The 19,852-nt window shown below is 59.7% G+C and carries 20 protein-coding genes; 10 read left to right on the forward strand and 10 right to left on the reverse strand.

Going from position 1 to position 19,852, the window contains the following annotated elements; all coding sequences use genetic code 11:
• Positions 1-98: 98 nt before the first annotated feature.
• The 3 genes from AC19YS_RS06810 to AC19YS_RS06820 form a co-directional block, all read right to left on the reverse strand.
• Positions 99-1,022, reverse strand: coding sequence for an SdiA-regulated domain-containing protein (locus AC19YS_RS06810; RefSeq protein ID WP_500601285.1), 924 nt, complete (start codon positions 1,020-1,022; stop codon positions 99-101).
• A 248-nt stretch (positions 1,023-1,270) separates the two neighbouring features.
• Positions 1,271-1,936: a fumarylacetoacetate hydrolase family protein gene (locus AC19YS_RS06815; RefSeq protein WP_500601287.1), complete on the reverse strand. Its 666-nt coding sequence runs from the start codon at positions 1,934-1,936 to the stop codon at positions 1,271-1,273.
• Positions 1,937-1,958: 22 nt separating this feature from the next.
• A complete protein-coding gene (locus AC19YS_RS06820; RefSeq protein WP_106575729.1) occupies positions 1,959-3,353 on the reverse strand; it encodes a D-2-hydroxyglutarate dehydrogenase in 1,395 nt (464 codons plus the stop codon).
• 226 nt (positions 3,354-3,579) lie between these two features.
• On the opposite strand from AC19YS_RS06820, the gene serA reads away from it, so the two are divergent.
• Complete coding sequence (gene serA / locus AC19YS_RS06825) at positions 3,580-4,809, forward strand: phosphoglycerate dehydrogenase (protein ID WP_010167810.1); 1,230 nt, start codon at positions 3,580-3,582, stop codon at positions 4,807-4,809.
• Between the two features lie 63 nt (positions 4,810-4,872).
• Here the strand turns inward: serA and AC19YS_RS06830 are convergent, their stop codons facing one another.
• Positions 4,873-5,313, reverse strand: coding sequence for a DUF4399 domain-containing protein (locus AC19YS_RS06830; protein WP_106575730.1), 441 nt, complete (start codon positions 5,311-5,313; stop codon positions 4,873-4,875).
• Positions 5,314-5,447: 134 nt separating this feature from the next.
• Here AC19YS_RS06830 and AC19YS_RS06835 point away from each other — a divergent pair, with 134 nt between their 5' ends.
• Positions 5,448-5,942 (forward strand): transporter substrate-binding domain-containing protein, encoded by a 495-nt coding sequence (locus AC19YS_RS06835; protein WP_145157845.1) that lies wholly within the window; start codon positions 5,448-5,450, stop codon positions 5,940-5,942.
• 102 nt (positions 5,943-6,044) lie between these two features.
• Here AC19YS_RS06835 and AC19YS_RS06840 read toward each other — a convergent pair whose 3' ends face one another.
• Both AC19YS_RS06840 and AC19YS_RS06845 read right to left on the reverse strand, forming a co-directional pair.
• Entirely contained in the window at positions 6,045-6,539 is a 495-nt protein-coding gene (locus tag AC19YS_RS06840; protein ID WP_200622287.1) for a 2-thiouracil desulfurase family protein, read from the reverse strand.
• Positions 6,540-6,541: 2 nt separating this feature from the next.
• A complete protein-coding gene (locus tag AC19YS_RS06845; RefSeq protein ID WP_106575733.1) occupies positions 6,542-7,174 on the reverse strand; it encodes a 2OG-Fe(II) oxygenase in 633 nt (210 codons plus the stop codon).
• 131 nt (positions 7,175-7,305) lie between these two features.
• Here AC19YS_RS06845 and AC19YS_RS06850 point away from each other — a divergent pair, with 131 nt between their 5' ends.
• Positions 7,306-8,058: a DUF2059 domain-containing protein gene (locus AC19YS_RS06850; protein WP_106575734.1), complete on the forward strand. Its 753-nt coding sequence runs from the start codon at positions 7,306-7,308 to the stop codon at positions 8,056-8,058.
• Between the two features lie 105 nt (positions 8,059-8,163).
• On the opposite strand, the gene bipL is transcribed toward AC19YS_RS06850, so the two are convergent.
• Complete coding sequence (gene bipL, locus AC19YS_RS06855; RefSeq protein WP_500601494.1) at positions 8,164-9,105, reverse strand: phospholipase BipL; 942 nt, start codon at positions 9,103-9,105, stop codon at positions 8,164-8,166.
• 99 nt (positions 9,106-9,204) lie between these two features.
• Between bipL and AC19YS_RS06860 the strand changes: the two genes are divergently transcribed.
• From AC19YS_RS06860 to AC19YS_RS06885, 6 genes are all read left to right on the forward strand, one after another.
• The gene (locus tag AC19YS_RS06860; RefSeq protein ID WP_169367796.1) at positions 9,205-9,789 is read left to right on the forward strand and encodes a DUF6436 domain-containing protein; all 585 of its coding nucleotides are present in this window, start codon (positions 9,205-9,207) and stop codon (positions 9,787-9,789) included.
• Positions 9,790-10,003: 214 nt separating this feature from the next.
• The gene (locus AC19YS_RS06865; protein ID WP_500601292.1) at positions 10,004-11,785 is read left to right on the forward strand and encodes an S-type pyocin domain-containing protein; all 1,782 of its coding nucleotides are present in this window, start codon (positions 10,004-10,006) and stop codon (positions 11,783-11,785) included.
• The gene (locus tag AC19YS_RS06870) at positions 11,785-12,048 is read left to right on the forward strand and encodes an immunity protein (protein WP_200622299.1); all 264 of its coding nucleotides are present in this window, start codon (positions 11,785-11,787) and stop codon (positions 12,046-12,048) included. Before AC19YS_RS06865 ends, AC19YS_RS06870 begins: the two co-directional genes overlap by 1 nt.
• Positions 12,049-12,301: 253 nt before the next feature.
• Positions 12,302-12,658, forward strand: a complete 357-nt coding sequence (locus AC19YS_RS06875; protein WP_065902270.1) for an EamA family transporter — start codon at positions 12,302-12,304, stop codon at positions 12,656-12,658.
• On the forward strand, positions 12,658-13,071 hold the full coding sequence (locus AC19YS_RS06880; protein WP_124418694.1) for a DMT family transporter: 414 nt from the start codon (positions 12,658-12,660) through the stop codon (positions 13,069-13,071). Before AC19YS_RS06875 ends, AC19YS_RS06880 begins: the two co-directional genes overlap by 1 nt.
• Complete coding sequence (locus AC19YS_RS06885) at positions 13,068-14,291, forward strand: DegT/DnrJ/EryC1/StrS family aminotransferase (protein WP_500601294.1); 1,224 nt, start codon at positions 13,068-13,070, stop codon at positions 14,289-14,291. Before AC19YS_RS06880 ends, AC19YS_RS06885 begins: the two co-directional genes overlap by 4 nt.
• On the opposite strand, the gene AC19YS_RS06890 is transcribed toward AC19YS_RS06885, so the two are convergent.
• Positions 14,269-15,147: a hypothetical protein gene (locus AC19YS_RS06890; RefSeq protein WP_200622303.1), complete on the reverse strand. Its 879-nt coding sequence runs from the start codon at positions 15,145-15,147 to the stop codon at positions 14,269-14,271. The two genes, AC19YS_RS06885 and AC19YS_RS06890, sit on opposite strands and share 23 nt — an antisense overlap.
• Complete coding sequence (locus tag AC19YS_RS06895; RefSeq protein ID WP_200622305.1) at positions 15,144-16,250, reverse strand: GNAT family N-acetyltransferase; 1,107 nt, start codon at positions 16,248-16,250, stop codon at positions 15,144-15,146. The genes AC19YS_RS06890 and AC19YS_RS06895 overlap by 4 nt, the downstream gene beginning before the upstream one ends.
• Positions 16,251-16,407: 157 nt before the next feature.
• Between AC19YS_RS06895 and AC19YS_RS06900 the strand changes: the two genes are divergently transcribed.
• Positions 16,408-18,765 (forward strand): penicillin acylase family protein, encoded by a 2,358-nt coding sequence (locus tag AC19YS_RS06900; RefSeq protein WP_179676507.1) that lies wholly within the window; start codon positions 16,408-16,410, stop codon positions 18,763-18,765.
• 131 nt (positions 18,766-18,896) lie between these two features.
• Here AC19YS_RS06900 and AC19YS_RS06905 read toward each other — a convergent pair whose 3' ends face one another.
• Entirely contained in the window at positions 18,897-19,799 is a 903-nt protein-coding gene (locus tag AC19YS_RS06905; RefSeq protein ID WP_500601297.1) for an AraC family transcriptional regulator, read from the reverse strand.
• Positions 19,800-19,852: the final 53 nt, after the last annotated feature.

The following is a 19,852-nucleotide window of genomic DNA, read 5'->3' on the forward strand; positions in this document are numbered from 1 at the left end:
GTGGCGAATGAATATCACGCCTGTCTGAATTTAAACTTAAACGCTGCCGGATGTCTGGCGAATGCCGCTATTGGAGAAATGCCCGACGTAATGGTGGGTTATTTCTGTTTTTCGAAACGGTAGAACAGGTTCGGCTCACTGACCATGTACAAGGTGCCGCGCTCGTCCATGGTCACGCCTTCGGCACGCGGAATGGTGCGCTTGAGGCCGTTGAAGCCGCCGAGCAAGGTCATGAAGCTGACTTGCTCGCCCTTTTCATCCAGCTCCAGCAACAGGTGGGAGTCGGCCGACAATGCCAGCAAGTGGCCGGTACGCGGGTCCACGGCAAGGGCCGACAGGTTGCGCATGTCCAGCTCGGTGCTGGCGAGTTTTTGCTTGTCGCCCGTCAGCGTGGCGCCATCGCTTTTCCAGGTAAACAGCGCCGGTGGGCGCTCCTCGCCCAGCACGAGCTGTTGATTGCGCTTGTCCCAGGTGATGCCTTCGAAGGCTTTGTTCTGATCCTTGGACGGGCCAAGGTCGTAGCTCTTGAAGTCAGCGATATTCAGTTGCTGGGTGCCGGCATCGACTTTCACCACGGTGAGCGTGTGCATGCGCTCATCGACAATGGCCATCAGGCCGTTCTCCATCATCGTCAGGCCTTCCGGGTTGTTCCAGCCGTTGAGTGGCATCTTGCGCAGCACATCGCCTTGCAGGCTCAACTCAATCAGGAACGGGTTTTTGCCCATCACGGAAAACAGGGTCTTGGTCTGCGGATTGTAGGAAAGATCCGAAGCCTCATCCTTCTCCATGCCGGGCAGCAACTTGCCGTCAATGACCGCATGGTAGTCCGGCAGCCAGACGCTGGCCTGCTGCTCAGCCGGCGTTTCAAAGCGTTCCGCCACCCACAGTACGCCACGGTCATCCCAATGCATGAGCCAGGCAACGCCATACACAATCGCCCCGGCGAGGAACAGCCAGGAATACCAGCGCAGGGCAAAGCGTGAACGGGGCTTGGGTGCAGCGGAGGGCAAAGTCACGGCCATTGAGCGCTTTTCCGGAAAGTCAGCGTTAGGTGATAGCACAGGATCAGCGGGCCCGCGCGCAGGAGGGTGTGGATTATCCGGATGGCGTGTGAAAAAAATGCAAAAGCAGGGATTCAGAATGTATGAAGATCCAATGTGGGAGCGGGCTTGCTCGCGAATGCGCAGTGTCAGTCACCGAATGTATTGACTGGTACACCGCATTCGCGAGCAAGCCCGCTGCCACATTTTTTACTGCGTTTGGCCAGGAGTCAGCGAACGCTGCTTTCGAAACGGCTCACACCCGTCAACTCCAGCACCAGCTCGTCACCCACGTTCAACGGACCTACGCCCGCCGGGGTGCCCGTGAGAATCACGTCACCGGCCTGCAGCGAGAAGCAGCCAGCCATGTGCTGGATCATCGGGATAATCGGGTTGAGCATCTGCGAGCTGTTGCCGTCCTGGCGCACTTCGCCGTTGATGGTCAGGCGAATACCGATATCGGTCACGTCCGCAAAGGTGCTGCCGACCACGAACGGTGCAATCACTGCCGCGCCATCGAACGACTTGGCGATTTCCCACGGCAGGCCTTTGGCTTTGAGCTCGGCCTGTTTGTCGCGCAGGGTCAAATCCAGGGCCGACGCGAAGCCGGAGATGGCGTCCAGCACTTCTTCACGGCTGGGTTTGTTCGACAGGGGCTTGCCGATCAACACCGCGATTTCCGCCTCGTAGTGCACCGAACCGCGTTCGGTCGGGATGGCGAAGCCGCCTTCCAGCGCGACCACGCAGCTGCCCGGCTTGATGAACAGCAACGGTTCGGTGGGCACCGGGTTGTCCAGTTCCTTGGCATGTTCGGCGTAGTTACGCCCGATGCACACCACTTTACCCAGGGGAAAGTGGATGTTGGTGCCGTCGACGTACTTGTGCTGGTAGCTCATGAAACGACTCCTACAGGGGCGATTAAACAGCGAAAATCTTGCCAGGGTTCATGATCCCGTTCGGGTCGAACACCGCTTTGACTGCCTTCATGTATTCGATTTCAACCGGCGAGCGGCTGTACGTCAGGTAATCGCGCTTGGTCATGCCCACGCCGTGTTCGGCGGAGATCGAGCCGTTGTACTTCTCGACGGTTTCGAACACCCACTTGTTGACGGTCGCGCACTTGGCGAAGAACTCGTCCTTGCTCAGGTTTTCCGGCTTGAGGATGTTCAGGTGCAGGTTGCCGTCGCCAATGTGGCCGAACCAGACGATTTCGAAGTCCGGATAGTGTTCGCCGACGATCGCGTCGATTTCCTTCAAGAACGCCGGCACCTTGGAGACAGTCACCGAGATGTCGTTCTTGTAGGGCGTCCAGTGGGAAATGGTCTCGGAGATGTACTCACGCAGCTTCCACAGGTTGTGCAGCTGGGTTTCGCTCTGGCTCATCACGCCGTCCAGCACCCAGCCCTGCTCGACGCAATGCTCAAAGGTTTCCAGGGCGTGGTTGGCGACTTCTTCGGTGGTGGCTTCGAATTCCAGCAGCGCGTAGAACGGGCACTCGGTGTCGAACGGTGCCGGCACGTCGCCACGGCCCATGACCTTGGCCAAGGCTTTGTCGGAGAAGAATTCGAAGGCGGTCAGGTCCAGCTTGCTCTGGAACGCGTGCAGCACCGGCATGATCGAGTCGAAATCCGTGGTACCAAGCACCATGGCGGTGAGGTTTTTCGGCGCACGGTCCAGACGCATGGTGGCTTCGACGACAAAGCCCAAAGTGCCTTCAGCGCCGATAAACAGCTGGCGCATGTCGTAGCCGGTGGCGTTCTTGATCAGGTCGCGGTTCAGTTCCAGCACATCACCTTTACCGGTGACCACTTTCATGCCGGCCACCCAGTTGCGGGTCATACCGTAGCGAATGACCTTGATCCCGCCGGCATTGGTGCCGATATTGCCGCCAATCTGGCTCGAACCGGACGACGCGAAATCCACCGGGTAATAAAGGCCCTTTTCTTCAGCGACGTTCTGCAATTGCTTGGTGACCACGCCCGGCTGGCACACGGCGGTGCGGTCGGTGAGGTTCACCTCGAGAATCTGGTTCATGTAGTCAAACGACACCACCACTTCGCCATTCGCCGCCACCGCCGCAGCCGACAGGCCAGTGCGGCCGCCGGAAGGCACCAGCGCGACCTTGTGTTCGTTGGCCCAACGCACGATGGCTTGCACCTGCTCGGTGGTCTTGGGAAACACAATGGCGCAAGGCGCGGGTGCGAAGTGCTTGGTCCAATCCTTGCCGTAAGCCTCCAGGGAGTCTGCATCGGTCAGCACTTTGCCAGGCTCAACCAGGGTCTTCAGCTCATCAATCAGGGCAGGATGGGTCATCGACAGAACTCTCGAACAATTCATGGTCATCCTGAGAACGCTTCACGTCGCAGGAATGGGTGTTTAGCGGGGCACGTATGCTAGCATACCGCCCCCGCAGGACAGAGCCCAAGGGCGTTTCTGCGGTGACGGCTTTCCTGCCGTCCGGGTCAGCTCTTGTGCACTGATTCAAGGCACTAACTGCTCGATTCCCTGCCATTTTTCTCCGGGATACAGGTTTACGCAGATGAGCAAGACTTCTCTCGATAAGAGCAAGATCAAGTTCCTTCTTCTGGAAGGCGTCCACCCATCGGCTGTCGACGTACTGAAGGCCGCTGGGTACTCCAGCATTGAGTACATCACCAGTTCTCTGCCGGAAGCCCAGTTAAAGGAAAAGATCGCCGACGCGCACTTTATCGGCATTCGCTCCCGCACTCAGCTGACCGAAGAGATCTTCGACCACGCCAAGAAACTCGTGGCTGTCGGCTGTTTCTGCATCGGCACCAACCAGGTCGACCTCAACGCGGCGCGCGAGCGCGGCATCGCGGTGTTCAACGCACCGTACTCCAACACCCGTTCCGTTGCGGAGCTGGTATTGGCCGAGGCCATCTTGTTGCTGCGCGGCATCCCTGAGAAGAACGCTTCCTGCCACCGTGGCGGCTGGATCAAAAGCGCGGCCAACTCCTTCGAAATCCGCGGCAAGAAGCTGGGTATCGTCGGTTACGGCTCGATCGGCACGCAGCTGTCGGTTCTGGCCGAAGGCCTGGGCATGCAGGTGTTCTTCTACGACACCCTGACCAAGCTGCCATTGGGCAACGCCACTCAGGTGTCGAGCCTGACCGAGCTGCTGGGCATGTCCGACATCGTCACCCTGCACGTACCGGAAACCGCTGAGACCCAGTGGATGATCGGCGAGAAGGAAATCCGCGCCATCAAGAAAGGCGGCATCCTGATCAACGCTGCACGCGGCACCGTGGTTGAGCTGGACGCCCTGGCTGACGCGATCAAGGACAAGCACCTGATCGGCGCCGCGATCGACGTGTTCCCGGTGGAGCCACGCTCCAACGATGACATCTTCGAAAGCCCGCTGCGTGGCCTGGACAACGTGATCCTGACCCCGCACATCGGCGGTTCCACCGCTGAAGCCCAAGCCAACATCGGCCTGGAAGTGTCGGAGAAGCTGGTCAAGTACAGCGACAACGGCACCTCGGTGTCCTCGGTCAACTTCCCGGAAGTGGCGCTGCCTGCTCACCCTGGCAAGCACCGTCTGCTGCACATCCACCAGAACATCCCTGGCGTGATGATGGAGATCAACAAGGTCTTCGCAGAAAACGGCATCAACATTTCCGGTCAGTTCCTGCAGACCAACGAGAAAGTCGGCTACGTGGTCATCGACGTCGACGCCGAGTACTCCGACCTGGCGCAAGAGAAGCTGCAGCACATCAACGGCACGATTCGTAGCCGCGTGTTGTTCTAAGGTTTCAACGCAGCATAAAAAAGGGAGCCCCGCGGGGCTCCCTTTTTCACATCTGAACAAATCTTACTTGACGTTAACCGTGATGACTTTCGAGGCTACAGTCGGGTTGAACTGCATGTGCAGTTTGTCGCCGGCTACCAGCTGCAAGGTGTGCTTGCCAGGGGTGAGGGTCAGCTCGGTTTCGGTCTGGGCCTTGCCGTAGTGGATCACGGTGTCGGTGGCCGGGATCGGCACGCTGGCGTCAGGCAGCTCTTTCTGGTCAATCAGCAGGTGGTGGTGGCCGGTGCCTGGGTCCTGGCTGGTGGCCGGGGCCAGTTTCAGGCCTTCCATGCCGAATTTGACGGTGAAGGTTTTATCGACAGTGGCGCCGTCTTTTGGCGACACGATAAAGACTTTGGCGCCTTCAGGCGGCGCACTGCGTGGGATACCGTCAGCAGCGGTAGCCAACATCGAAGCACCCAGCAGAACGCTGGCCAGGGTGGCACGGGACAAAAAGGCTTTCATTCGCTTCTCCAGTTTTTCTATGAAATCTGTAGGGTTATGACAACTTCGCGACAAATTGCTGTCCAAGGCACTCAACACCATAGCAAAGCGATGCTGAACGGCCCCTCGCGTAGACGAATTCATCAGGAGCGACCATGCGCTTTTCGCCTGGCCTTGTACTTTTGCTGCCCCTTCTGAGCCCATTGGCTCACGCCGAATTGATTGATGATGTGTTTGATCGTGGCGAACTGCGCATCGCCCTGGAGGCCAACACGCCGCCGTTCAACTTCAAGGACGGCGACAAGCTCACCGGCTTTGAAGTGGAACTGGGCGAGCAGTTGGCGAAGGAAATGGATGTACGCCCCTCATTCATCACCACCGATGACGCCGACATGCTGCCAGGCGTTGAAACCGGCAAGTACGACGTAGCCATCAACCATATCGCTATGACTGCCGAGCTGCAGGATCGTTTCGATTTCAGCGATCCCTACAAGGAAACACCTGAGCTGGCCATTCCATTCCAAAAGGGCAACCCGGCGTTCAAAAACAGCCTGGACAAGGCGCTGCAGCAGGTGAAGGCGGATGGTCGCTTGAAGGCGCTGACGCAGAAGTGGTTTGAAGGCGACACACCGGTCCTCAAGACACCCTAGATCAATTGTGGGAGCGGGCTTGCCCGCGAAGACGGAGTGTCAGTACCCGAAACGGTGACCGACATAACGCCTTCGCGAGCAATCCCGCTCCCACATGTTGATTCAGGTGAGGGTTGCGAGTCGGGCCAAGGCCGCAGCTGCCTCAGGCAACTCCAGCTCGCTGAACACCAACACCCCGTGGCGCTTGAGCAACGCCGCCGTCACGCCTTCGCCGCTGACCTTTACGCCAGTGAACGTGCCGTCATAGGTCAGCACGTTGCCGCAGGACGGGCTATTGGCCTTGAGAACGGCGACACGGATATTGTGGCGTTGCACCAGCGCCAGGGCTTGGCGGGCGCCATCGAGAAAGGCGGCGCTGAAGTCTTCACCCTCAGCGGTCAGCACCTGGGCACGGCCCTCCCACACATCGATGCCCTGCCCGCCCGGGATTTCGGCAGAGGGCCGGGGCGTCGGCAAACCGCCAGACACTTCCGGGCAGATCGCAACCACACGGCCTTCAGCCTGCCACGCCGCCAATTGATCGAACGGGCCGCTGGCGCCGCCGTCGTAGCGCACTTTGTGCCCGAGCAGGCAGCGACTGATCAGAATCTTTTCCATGTTTAAAACGGCTCGTTACCCCGCCGGCGAAACCAGCCGGTCAGGGACAGGCGTTCGCGCGTGGCGGGCAGGACTTCGTGGGGCACCTCCCCGGACAGGAACACCACCAGGCTACCGCCGGTGGGCACCACGTCGTATTCGACGCCGCCCTTGAGGTACATGCGCAGCTGGCCGCCATGCTCGGGCAGCCAGGCGTCGTTCAAGTAGACCACCGCCGAGACCATGCGCCGGTCATCGTCGCGAAAACGGTCCAGATGCTTGAGGTAAAACGCACCCGGCGGGTACATCGCAAAGTGGCTTTCGAAATCTTCCAGGCCTAGGAACAGCCCGCGGTTCATGGCCGACCGCAGGCTGTCCATTACGCCCATGTAGGTCTCGCAGACCGCTGCATCACCCTCTTCCAACCACTGGATATGGTCACCGCGAATGCCCTCGCGAATCTCCTGAGCCGGCCCGCGTCCTACAGCTGCGGGTGCCAATTCCCCCTCCGCCGCACGTTTACGGCACTCAGCCGCCAGTTCCAGGGTCAGAGCCTGGGGCAGGAAGCCGTTCTGCTGCGACCAGCCTTTTTCGGCCAGGTCGTCGACAATGCGTTGCAGCAGGGGATGATCGAGGGGTATTTGCATGGCGCGCATAGTATCCATACGCCTGTGAATCTGACAGAGCCGCCGAGCGTCTGAATACACTTTAGTCAGGTGACCGATAGGATTTCTCGACAAATCCTACGCCCGACACGGACAATAGTGGCCGACTGACAGGAGTCCATATGCGTCGTTTGTTTTTTTCCGTGCTGATGTTCTGCGTTTTGCCCGCTTGGGCAGACGGCCATGACCAGTTGTACAAGGTCGCCGGCTGGGCTGAACAGCGTGCGCATTTCAATGACGCTCTGAGTGCCGCTCAGCAACGCTACCGCAACAGCCTGCCGCCGGCGGTGTACCAGGCACTGGTGGACAACAGCAATAAACGCTTTGCCGCCCAGGCCGTGGACCAGCGTGCCGAGGCGCAATTGCGCAAAAACCTGGCGGACCCGAAGCCCGCCCTGGCGTTTTTCCAATCACCATTGGGCCGCAAGATTGTCGCCGCCGAGTTGCTGGCCACGCGCCGCGACCAGTTGGCGAAAAACGCCCAAGGCCTGCCGCACATCGAGGCCGATGCCACCCGCAGCCTGATCATCGGCCACCTGGCCCAGGCCCTGCCTGCCCGTGAAGCCGGTGCGGAAGTCAGCCTGGCGATTGCCGGTGTGGCCGCCGACAGCTTGAGCCAGATGATTCCGGGCCTGTTGGGCGGCGGTCAGGCTCAAGGCATGTTGAATGGACAGCGTGAGCGGCTGATGCAGCAGATCGGCAATGACCTGAACAACACGCTGTTGTATGTCTATCGGGATTTGTCTGACCCGGAGCTGGAGGAATTCGCCACGTTCGCGGAGTCGCCGGAGGGTCGGGCGTATTACAAGGCGGCGCTGGCGGCCATTCGCGCAGGACTTGCCGTCGGCCAGAGCACTTCCAGCCTGTCGCAGTAACCAATGTGGGAGCGGGCTTGCTCGCGAATGCAGTGTGTCAGTTAGCAAATTAGTTGACTGACACTCCGCATTCGCGAGCAAGCCCGCTCCCACATTTGGATGGTGTTACTTCAGGTGGTCCGTCAAATAACGGAAGTATGCCTCACGAATCTCCGCAATCTCATTCGCCAAATGATGCCTGCCACGCGGGATCATCAACACTTCAGGCTGATCAAACTTGCCCCGCAGCACTTGCAGGTTGTGCTGCCAGTCCACCGTCATGTCTTCCTCACCCTGCACAATCACCGGCCGTCGTGGACTACGCGGTGCGGCTTCGATGCGTTTGATCCAGCGTGCCAGTGCGCCCACCCAGGCAGTCGGCAAGTGGCGCGGCTGCAGCGGGTCAGCTTCCAGGAACGGTTTGAACGCAGGGTCGTGGGTGTTCTCGCTGAACCGCCGCGCGATGCCTTTGACGAAGGGCCGCAGCAAGTAATAACTGACCTGCGACCAACCCCACGCACGCGGACGCACCAAGGGTGACAGCAGGAAGGTCTTGCCCTGCGCCGGGCTGTCGGCGCCGTGATGGAGCACATGGTCCACCACCACTGCACCGCCGGTGCTTTGCCCGAACAGATGCCAGGGCTGCGGCAGTTGCAGCGCCGTGGCCTGGGCAAACAGCGCCTGCACCACGTCCTGGTACACCGCAAAATCATCGATGCTGGCGCGCGCGCCGCTCGACAGGCCATGGCCGGGCAGATCGCAGGCAATCACCACACAGCCCTGGTCCAGCGCCCAGTCCACCACATGGCGGTACAGTCCCATATGGTCGTAGAAACCGTGGAACATGAACATCGTCGCCACGGGCTGGGGTGGCCACCACACCTGCGCCACCACTTGGAAGCCATCCACATCGAAACGCCCCAGGCGGCTCACCGCCGGTACCTTGCGCGCGGCCAGGTCCAGCCCGTAGAAACGCTGGTAGACCCGCGCCTCGGCGCTGAGCGGTTGCGCATCCACAAGTGGCCGCAAGCTTTCGCGCAGATGATCGGGGTCAAAGCTCACAGGCATAAAGGGTTCCAGACTGACGGTGAAGATGAATATCGAGCGGTGATATTCATCTGTCAGGACAAGCATGGCAAGCTACGCGACCTTCGAGGATTGATCTGAATGCGACAGCCCTACCGTTCCGCCCTGTTCGCCAGCCTGATCCTGGTCATCTGCGCCGGCGTGCTGTGGGCGGCGTATGACTGGTTCCAGGGCCGCTACCTGCGTGCATTCAGCGAACACACGGCGGTCTTCTCCGGCGACGCGCTGCGCCTGCCCGCCGAACTCTCAGGCCCCGGCCCGATCCGCCTGGTGCACTTCTGGGACCCGGCCTGCCCGTGCAATGTCGGCAACCAGCAACACCTGGGCGAGTTGATCGAGCACTACGCGCCCCAGGGCGTAGAGTTCTACGCCCTGCAAAAGGCCGGCAGCCACGGCCAACTGCCCGACAACCTGCGCAAAATGAAAACCCTCCACGCCCTGTCCGGTGCCGAGCAGATACCGGCCACGCCTGCCGTCGGAATCTGGGATCGAAGCGGCAAACTTGCGTATTTCGGGCCCTACAGCGAGGGGCTCACGTGCAATTCCAGCAACAGCTTCATCGAGCCGATCCTGCAAGCCCTCGAGGCCGGGCGTGAGGTCGATGCCACCCATACGTTGGCCGTGGGCTGCTATTGCGAGTGGCGTTCGGCGCCCTCTGCCCCCTAAGACTTAACGCAACCGGTCATTCATCCACTAACTCTTCCCCCGCCTCTGCCTAAGCACGAAAGTTAATAGAAACGCCTCCACACAATTACTCGATGCACTCACAACTTGGCTGCACTAGAGTGCAGATGCTCATCTCTAAAAGAGCGAACAACTAACTTTATATACACGAGCATGGAATGGCTCGTGCTGGCGCGTCAAATGAGGGAACGCATCAATGCCATATAGACCCGGAGATACTGTTTTCCTTGGAGAAACAAGGATAACTGCTTATAGAGAGCAAACATTTGGCCCAAATAACGGAGGTGGATATGACGATTTCTCAGGCAGCCGAGAAGCACAAAGAATCGGCTCCGCAACCCGTAACTACATTCTGGAAAAGTTTCCACCGCTCGTCGCGGCCGCAGTAAGAAATCAAGAAACACTCTATTCAGCCAGACTGGGGGCTCTGGCCACATCCATAGATGACAGTCTTTCTGCCATCAGGGAAAAGATGGTGACTACTGCCTTAACGGCTATCGAGGCGTTAAATCAGGAACGATCAATCAGAGAAACACTGCTTGCTGAAAAATCAGCAGCGATAACAACGCAGATAGCCACTGCAAACAGCTATTACCGCTCCAACTTCTTTAGCCGGCGCGTCAGCGACTTCATGAGAATCGCTATCTCCGACAGCATGATTTTTGCCAACCCAGACAAAAACTTCCAAAATTGGCAAAACTCCTTACACGCCGCCTATGCTGCCAAACTCCTGAATGATGAAATCACGTACCTGACGCAACAGATCGCGTGGCTGACGGCTCAAGTCGAACAGGCCAAGGCTGCTGAAGCTGCCGAGCAAGCTCAACTTTTAGCGCAGGCACAGACCCTCCGGGCGGCAAACACGTTCAGGGTTTCCGCGCTGCCGGTAGGTGCGCAACTCAGTACCACAGCAGGCTCAATTGCATTGACGGCTGGCTCTTCGCTAACGCTGGATACAGCCATTCAAGCGGCGATCCAGGCCCTGAGAGGGCTTGCCGCGACCGTACTGGACCGGGCAACAGGAGTGGGCATTGGCTTACTGTTGTATTCACCGGCATTGGGTAACAGCGACCTTTACCCAACGGCAATGAGCATTCCTGCCGCAGGATTGGCACCGCAACTGCCGGGCAACCTACCGGAAATCGCCGCCGCTGGCGGGACTGTGGATATGCCGTATCGTATTTACGGAGACCGCACCCAGTACTCCCTGATCGCAACCCCTGTCGGCGATCGAGCTGCAGCAAAGGTCGCCGTAAGGGCGCTGACACTGGACCCTTCGCTCAACGCCTACACCTTCACCTCAGCCGACACACCACCCCGAACACTGGTGTTTCCCATTGCGGCACCCGGCAACAGCTCGACCACATCCCCCGCCCAACCAATGGATGTGCCTGTCTATTCAGGTGTTACGTTGACACCGATCACGGCGACGACCGAAGTGCTGCCAGCGGTTGACCCGCTGGATATACGAGATGCAATTTATGTGTTTCCTGCGGGGTCGGGTATTGCGCCAATCTACGCAGTATTCAGCTCTCCTTATGATGGGGCAACGACAAGAGGCAAGCATAGTGGCAGACCCTATAACTCTGGTAATACAGGGGGGCCAATCTTGAACCTGGACTGGACGACAGCATCGGTTACTCAAGAAGGTATTGAGTTAGTCAAGTTGCATACGCAGCGATTCGGCCCGTCTGCTGACAACGCGGTTATGATCGACCGATTAGAGAGAGCGTTACGTGGTGAAATTTCTATTACAGATGTAGACAAGAGATTCTACACTCATGAAATCAGAGAACTGGAACGCTACCGTGCTTTAGGCACACCTGATCATATCGTGGATGAGACCATATGGAATGACGCGCATACTGCAACGCTAGAAGACTTTAAAATCAACGAGAAAAATCAACCTTTATATACTTCAGAAGCCAACGAAGCCTACATCAAGGCCGAACAGCAAAAATACAATGGAGGCCTCTAATGTCATCTATCGAACACGTCATCCAAACTGAAAGCGTTGAAGATGTATTACTGGCATTTGCCCCCAACACCCCTTATCCAAGCATAGATAGGCTTTACGTTCAATTTAACTTTGACGTCATCTCAACCGGCCAGCTTCTGCCAACTTACAAACGATTATTGGCTGAAGGAAAGCTGGCAAAAGACGCCAATGGGCACACACTCAAAGGCCCCAACTGGAAAGAGCCGACGTTTATCACTGAGAAAAAATATTCGTTTGAATAAACCTTAATACAGCAGCTGACAACGCCCAGATCAATGCTGGGCCTTGTGCCCTATTGATTACGCCTAAAACCGCCCGATCCGCTCGAGATAACATACTGATTCCAACTATGGTGGCCAGTCGCGGCTAGCACGTCATGCAACGCGTAGCCCTACCCCAAACTGAACACAGCCTGTTCAACCGACAAACTCCAATCACCCGATCATTGCGCTGCTGTATCGTACGTTTTCAGTGAGATTGTAAGCGTAGGAATACATGAGCCAGTTAACCATCATCCTCTGGATGCTCAACGTTATCGTTGACACGTCCGGCCAGTTGGCCTTTAAAGCCGCCGCTTCGGCCAGCGCCGAGCATGATGGCATTGCCCACTGGAAGCACATGCTCAAGCGGCCGTGGATCTGGCTGGGGGTGATCTGCTACGTCTTCGAATTCGTGTTGTGGCTGGCGTTCCTGACCCTGGTGCCGCTGTCGGTGGGCGTGATGCTGGGCTCGATCAATATTGTCGTGATCATGATTGCCGGACGGTTCCTGTTCAAAGAGAGTCTGAGCAAATGGCGCCTGATCGGCATCATGCTGATCGCCTGTGGTGTGACAGTCGTAGGGTTTGAATGATGAAACGCTTTTATATCCTGGGTTTTCTCGCGCTGATCATTTTCGACACCTTGGCGCAGGTCAGCTTCAAGTTCGCCTCGGTGCATGCCGAGCCGCTGACCATGGACGCCGCCTGGCTGGTTCGCGTATTTGGCGCGCCGTGGATCTACGGCGCCTTTGTGGGCTATATCGGCGCGTTCTTCACCTGGATGACGCTGCTCAAATACGCACCGGTGGGCCCGGCGTTTGCGGCCTCGCACTTGGAGCTGATCAGTGTGACGCTGATCTCTGTCTGGCTGTTCGATGACACCTTGACCCTGCCTAAAATCATCGGCGGTGCGCTGATTATTGCGGGCATTCTGTGCCTGGCGCGCAGCGAAGACAAAGAGAGCAAACCGGTCGAGGTCGAGCCGGCGCAGGCCCCGGTGTCATGACCCGCCAATGGGAAATTCCGCCGACCGCAGGGCTCCCTTTGCGCTGGTGGGATTTGCTCGGTTGCTCAGTAGACCTGGCCGATTCGCTGGCCCGCCAATTCTCGATTCCAAAGCCGGCGCTGCCCTGCTCCGGCACGGCGGCGTTGATCATCGCGCTGCGCACCTTGCAGCAGCGCATGCCCGGCCGCACCCGGCTCATCGTGCCGGCCTACACCTGCCCGTTGGTGGCACTGGCTGCGCATTACTGCCCGCCGTTGCGGGTGGTGCCCTGTGATTTGCAACCGGGCGGCATTGACCTGGACGAACAGCAACTCCAGCAGCTGTGCGATGAAAGCACACTGGCCGTGGTGGTCACCCACTTGGCGGGGCGCGTGGCAGATGTCGACACCGCCAAACGCATTGCTGACTCAGTCGGTGCGGCGGTCATCGAAGACGCCGCGCAAGCGATGGGCGCACTCGACGATGGCCACAGCGTCGGGCTCAAAGGCGACGTGGGCTTTTTCAGCATGGCGCTGGGTAAAGGCCTGACCACGGCCGAAGGCGGCGTGCTGTTCAGCCGCGACCCGGTGCTGCATCAGGCGCTGCACCGGCAATGCCAGCAGGACCTGCCGTTCAGCCTGCGCTGGGAGCTGCAACGCACCGCTGAACTGTGGGGTTACGCCCTGGCCTATCAGCCGCGCGGTTTGTACTACGTGTACGGCAAAGGGTTGCGCGCGGCGCTGGCGCAAGGCGATGAAGTGGCCGCCGTGGGCGACGACTTTTCGGTCGATGACATCCCGCTACACCGCCTGGGCGCCTATCGCCAGAAGGTCGGCGCCGCCGCGCTGGCTCGTTTGCCCGATCACCTGCAACAAGGCCGCAACCGGGCACTGCACCGCGCCGCACGCTTGAATGCCTTGCCCGGTGTCTCAGTCGTGATGGACCGGCCGGGGCAGCAAGGCACCTGGCCGTTTCTGATGGTGATGATGCCGTCGGCACACATGCGTGATGCGGCGATGACGCAGCTGTGGACCTCAGGGCTGGGTGTGACCCGCCTGTTTATTCACACCTTGCCGGACTACCCGGCCGTGGCCCCGCTGTTACAGCCTGGCAGCGACATGACCCAGGCCCAAGCCTTCGCCACTCGCACGCTGTCGATCAGCAACAGCCACTGGCTGACGGACGCTCTCTTCGAGCAAATACTGGCCCAGCTAAAAGCTATCGTCGCCAGCCCTGATTGATACGCGCCACCAAACGGCTGTTCAGCTCGTTCTGCTGCTGTTGCCAGATTTGCACCTGCGCTTCGGGCAGTTGTTCCTGGCCATCGGAGGCACTCAACCAGCGCTTGAACTTGCTTTCATAGTGGTAGGCCGACACATCGCCGGTGACGTCCGCGCCGATGATCTGGCCCTGGCAGGCGCTGATCAGGTCATTCAAATGCTGCTCGAGGAATTCACCCTGGTCCCAGTTGGTGTTCACCACATCGGGGCTGAGCACGTCTTTGTCGATGGACAGGTACACCGGCAGCGAACGGTCAAACTGCGCCAGGAACGCGCGCATCAATTCATCCGGATGAGTGAACGCGCGATTGCTGCGGCCGGCGCCGACCCAGTTCATCCAGCGCGTGTCGACGTTGATATTCCAGTAGGTCAATTTGCGCTTGAGCAGCGGCGACCAGTGATTCTCCCAGGCGTGGCCCAGGCCGATGTCCTGCGAGCCAATGCCCAGCACATGCACATGCTCGATTTGCGGCAAACGGCTGGCCCAATAGACCCACGAACCGCAGTGAATGCCGAACGGGTAACGCATGTTGTCCGGGTGGTTGTCGCAAATGATCAGTTGAAACTTCTGCTGCGTGGGCAGTCGGTTCAACAGCAATTGGCTGAGGTGGTGATAATCGCCACTGCCGGTAAACACACAGCCGTAGTCGCCGGGCATTTGCGCCTGCAGAGCGGTCTCCAGCTCTTTGAACTGCGCCCACCGGCAGCCAAAGCGGATTTTTTCCTGCCAGGCCTGCAACGGCAAAGTGATAGCGCCGGGTATGTCACTGACGGCGCCATCGAAATCCAGAATCAGCGGTGGTCGATCCTGGCTCATGAGGTGTGCTCCTGTTGCCACTGGGCATCGCTTTCAAAGTGATGGCGGAATCGATTGCCCAGCTTGCGCAACAGCGGATTGCGCACCCAGACCAGGTGGCGGGTGAAGGTGAAGTCGGCGCCGAGGCTGGCCTTGACCTGCGGGTCGGTCCAGCCGGCCACGTAAAACTTCAGGCCGTTGGCGACTGCGTACTCCAGGTTTACAAACCAACTGACGAAGTACAGGTTGAACTCCAGCGCCTGCGGGTAGTTGAGGCCGATGTACTTGTCGAGCAGCTTGTCGCCCTCCACGTAGCAGAGGTTGTAGCCGATCAATTCGTCGCAGTGCCAGTAGCAGAACACTCGCCCGTTGCTGGCGGCGTCCTTCAATAGGCTGCTGAAAAACTCCGGCGTGAGCAGGTCAAAATGGATCTCGCTTTGGTCGTAGACCGCCCTGTACAGCGCGTATAAGTGCGCCAGCCAGGCATCATCGTTGAAGCGTGCATCGCCGGTGTCCAGGACTTCCACGCGCAGCGCTTCACGACTGCGCAATTTGCGTCGGATATTGCGCCGACGGCTGTGAGACAAGCGCGCCAGGTACTCGTCGATAGTGGTGAAGTTGATCGGTACATACGCCAGCGCCTGGCCTTCCAGGCTGATGAAGCCGCGCCGGGTGCAGTCATCGATCAGGTCGTGCGCGTAGCGGTTGTCCGCGTCGCTGAGCAGCGGCGAGTTGCACGGCACGTCTTTGATCACGGTGAGTTTGCGCTGCGGCGCACACTCATGTTGCAGCCACTGCGCAAGGTCCTGCGGCGACACGCCTTGGGGGAACGGCGAGTATTCGCTGACCGTGGTGCCGACAAAACAGCTGTCGATACGCAGCCACGAATGCCAGAAACCATACCCCGGCCAACCCCGCACACGGTTCACGAACTCATCATCGGCGGTGGTCAGCAGGTCAAAGGGCGTGAAGAAGTACGGCAGGCCCTGTTCGGACAGGCGCACGTCGAAACCCACTGGCGGGTGCTGCAAAAAGCGCCCGATCAGCGATTGCCCTTCCAGGCAGCACGCATACGTAGCCTCGGGGCGGCTGGAGTCTGGCAGTGGTTGCGTGGCGCAAGTCATGACAAAAAGCTCAAAGATGACAGGTGGAATAATAGCCTCTTCGGGGTGTTCTCCACTTGAACCTCGGCTGTCGGCAGGGCACATCAGCATTTCCCGCAGCCCGCGCCAAACCTATTAGACTCCGCTGACCTGAAAGGTGAATGACCAAGGACCGTCCATGAAACGCAGCCTGACCGTACTCGCCATCCTGATTGCCGCCCTCATGGCCGGCGCCGGCTGGTATGTCTACAGCAAGCAGCCCACTCGCCAGGGCACCGAAACACTGGCCAACCTGCAAGGCACGGTCACGGTGCGTTACGACGACCGTGGCGTGCCGCACATCCGCGCCGAGAACGAGACCGACCTGTATCGCGCCTTAGGCTACGTTCACGCTCAGGACCGGCTGTTCCAGATGGAGATCATGCGGCGCCTGGCACGAGGCGAACTGGCCGAGGTGCTGGGGCCAAAAGTGCTGGAGACCGACAAGCTGTTCCGCAGCCTGCGCATCCGTGAGCGGGCCTTGAGTTACGTGGAACACATTGACCACGACTCCAAGGCGTGGAAGGCCTTGCAAGCCTATCTGGACGGCATCAACCAATATCAGGACAGCCACGCCAGCCCCATGGAATTCGACGTACTGGGCATCCCCAAGCGGCCGTTTACCGCCGAGGACACCATCAGCGTCGCCGGGTACATGGCCTACAGTTTTGCCGCCGCGTTTCGTACCGAGCCGCTGCTGACGTACGTCCGCGACCAGTTGGGCAGCGATTACCTGAAAGTCTTTGACCTGGACTGGCAACCCAAAGGCGCGCTGAACCTGGCCGCCAGCGACTGGAACACCCTGGGTGCCATCGCCTCTCTGAGCGATCAGGCCTTGGCCGACAACGGCTTGCCGCAGTTCGAGGGCAGCAACGCCTGGGCCATCAGCGGCAGCCGCACCCAAAGTGGCAAGCCGTTACTGGCGGGCGACCCGCATATCCGCTTCTCGGTGCCATCGGTATGGTACGAAGCGCAGCTCTCGGCGCCGGGCTTTGAGCTCTACGGTTATCACAACGCGCTGGTGCCGGTGGCGTTCCTGGGCCACAACCTGGATTTCGGCTGGAGCCTGACCATGTTCCAGAACGATGACCTCGACTTGATCGCCGAAAAGGTCAACCCGGACAACCCCAACCAGGTCTGGTATCACGGCCAATGGGTCGACATGACCAGCAGCGAGCAGCAGATTGCGGTCAAAGGCCAAGACCCGGTGATACTCACCCTGCGTCGCTCGCCCCACGGCCCGATCATCAATGACGTACTCGGCGAGAACGCCGGCAACACACCGATCGCGATGTGGTGGGCATTCCTCGACACCGAAAACCCGATCCTCGAAGGCTTCTACCAACTTAACCGCGCCGACACGCTGGCCAAGGCACGCGCGGCAGCGGCGATGGTGTCGGCGCCGGGGCTGAATATCGTGTGGGCGAACGCCAAGGGTGATATCGGCTGGTGGGCGGCGGCGCAGTTGCCGATCCGCCCGACGGGGGTCAACCCCGGCTTTATCCTCGACGGCAGCACCGCCCAGGCCGACAAACTGGGCTTTTACCCGTTCAGCGCCAACCCCCAGGAAGAAAACCCGGCGCGTGGTTATGTGGTGTCGGCAAATGCCCAGCCGGTGTCGCCCACTGGCATGGAAATACCGGGCTATTACAACCTGGCCGACCGTGGCCAGCAGTTGAACACGCAGTTGAGCGACAAAAGCGTGAAGTGGGACGTCAATAACAGCCAGGCCCTGCAACTGGGCACTACCACCGCTTATGGCCCACGCTTGCTGGCGCCGCTGTTGCCGGTGCTGCGTGAGGTGGTCAAAGACCCGGCGCAGTTGAAACTGGTGGAGCAGCTTGCGAGCTGGAAGGGTGACTACCCACTGGACTCCACCAGCGCCACGCTGTTCAACCAGTTCCTGTTCAACCTCACCGACGCGGCCTTTCACCCCAAACTGGGCGACGCGATGTTCAAGTCCCTGCTCACCACGCGGGTGATCGATGCGGCGCTGCCGCGCCTGGCCGCCTCAGCGGACTCGCCCTGGTGGGACGGCAAGCGCGCCAACACGGTCAAACTGGCGTGGGACAACAGCCTGGCGCATCTGAAAGCCACGTTCGGCGACGACCCGACGCAGTGGCAGTGGGGCAAGGCGCACACCCTGACCCACGGCCACCCGCTGGGCATGCAGAAGCCGTTGGACAAGCTCTTCAACGTCGGTCCCTTCCCCGCCCCCGGCACCCACGAAGTGCCGAACAACCAATCCGCTATGATCGGCCCGGCACCCTGGCCAGTGACATACGGCCCATCGACGCGCCGCCTGATCGACTTCGCCGACCCCGCTCACGCCCTGACCATCAACCCGGTGGGGCAAAGCGGCGTGCCGTTTGACTCGCACTATGACGACCAGGCGCAAACCTACATCGAAGGCGGGTATGAGCAGGCGCATTTCAGCGATGAGGAAGTGACGGCGAATACCCGAGGTACGTTGAAGCTGTTGCCAGCCAGGAAATAGCGCTGAAGGCATGCGGTTCAATGTGGGAGCGGGCTTGCTCGCGAATGCGCAGTATCAGTCACCAGATGTATCGACTGACTCCCTGCATTCGCGAGCAAGCCCGCTCCCACATTTGCTTTGTGTTGTAGCGACTATCGTGTGCGCATTCGCCCCGGCGCTTCGCCATAGGTGTCCTTGAACTTCTTGCTGAACGCCGCCTGGGACTGATAACCCACCTGGGCGGCGATATCCAGCAGGCTCAAGCGCGACTGGCGCAGCAGGTTGAACGCCAGCTCCATGCGCAGCTGAGTCAGCAGCACCCACGGCGACACACCCGCCACTTTCACAAACGCACGCATGAAGGTGGCCCGCGACATCGTCGCCGCAGCGGCCAGGCTGTCGATGGTCCATTCATGACCGGGCTCGGCCAGCATCGCCTGCCAGGCCTTGGTCAGGCGCTTGTCGGCGAGCAGGGCGAAGGTGCCGGCCACGGGCGCCTGACGGGTCAGCCAGGTGCGCAGAACCAGGGTAAATAACGCCAACGACAGCGCATCGATAAACGAGCGCGCGCCCAGTTGCTCGCCGTCCGCTTCGCTGCGCAGCAGCGCGATCAGCGCCGCCAACTGCTCGTCGCCCTGCCACTGCCGGCTGGACACCACCAAATACTCCGGCAACGCACTGAACAGCAAAGACTGGCGGTTGTAGTGAAAGCTACCGCACAGCATGTCGACCTCTGGCCGCGCGCCGCCCAAGCGATGCACCGGCAGCACGCCCCCTTCGATGACCTGCGGCTGCATCGGTCGGATACGCGCACCCTGGCTGCGCAACAAATGGGTGGCACCGCCGGGCATCAGCAGGATGTCGCCCTCCTCCAGCGTCACCTGCTGCCCACCCGAGAGCTCTGCACGGCACGTTCCGCTGAGCACGATGTGGTACGGCGCTACGCCAAATTTCTCAGGCGGGTGATCCAGCGCCCAGTCGCCCTGGAACTGGCAACGCAAATCCAGACTGCCGCGCAGGTTGGCCAGCGCAATAAGCGTGTCGATCGAATTCATTTGCGAGCATCGGTCAAAAAGATGAGCGGATCGAACAATAACGCCAACGCCGA

This window comes from Pseudomonas sp. MF08831 (assembly GCF_059862645.1).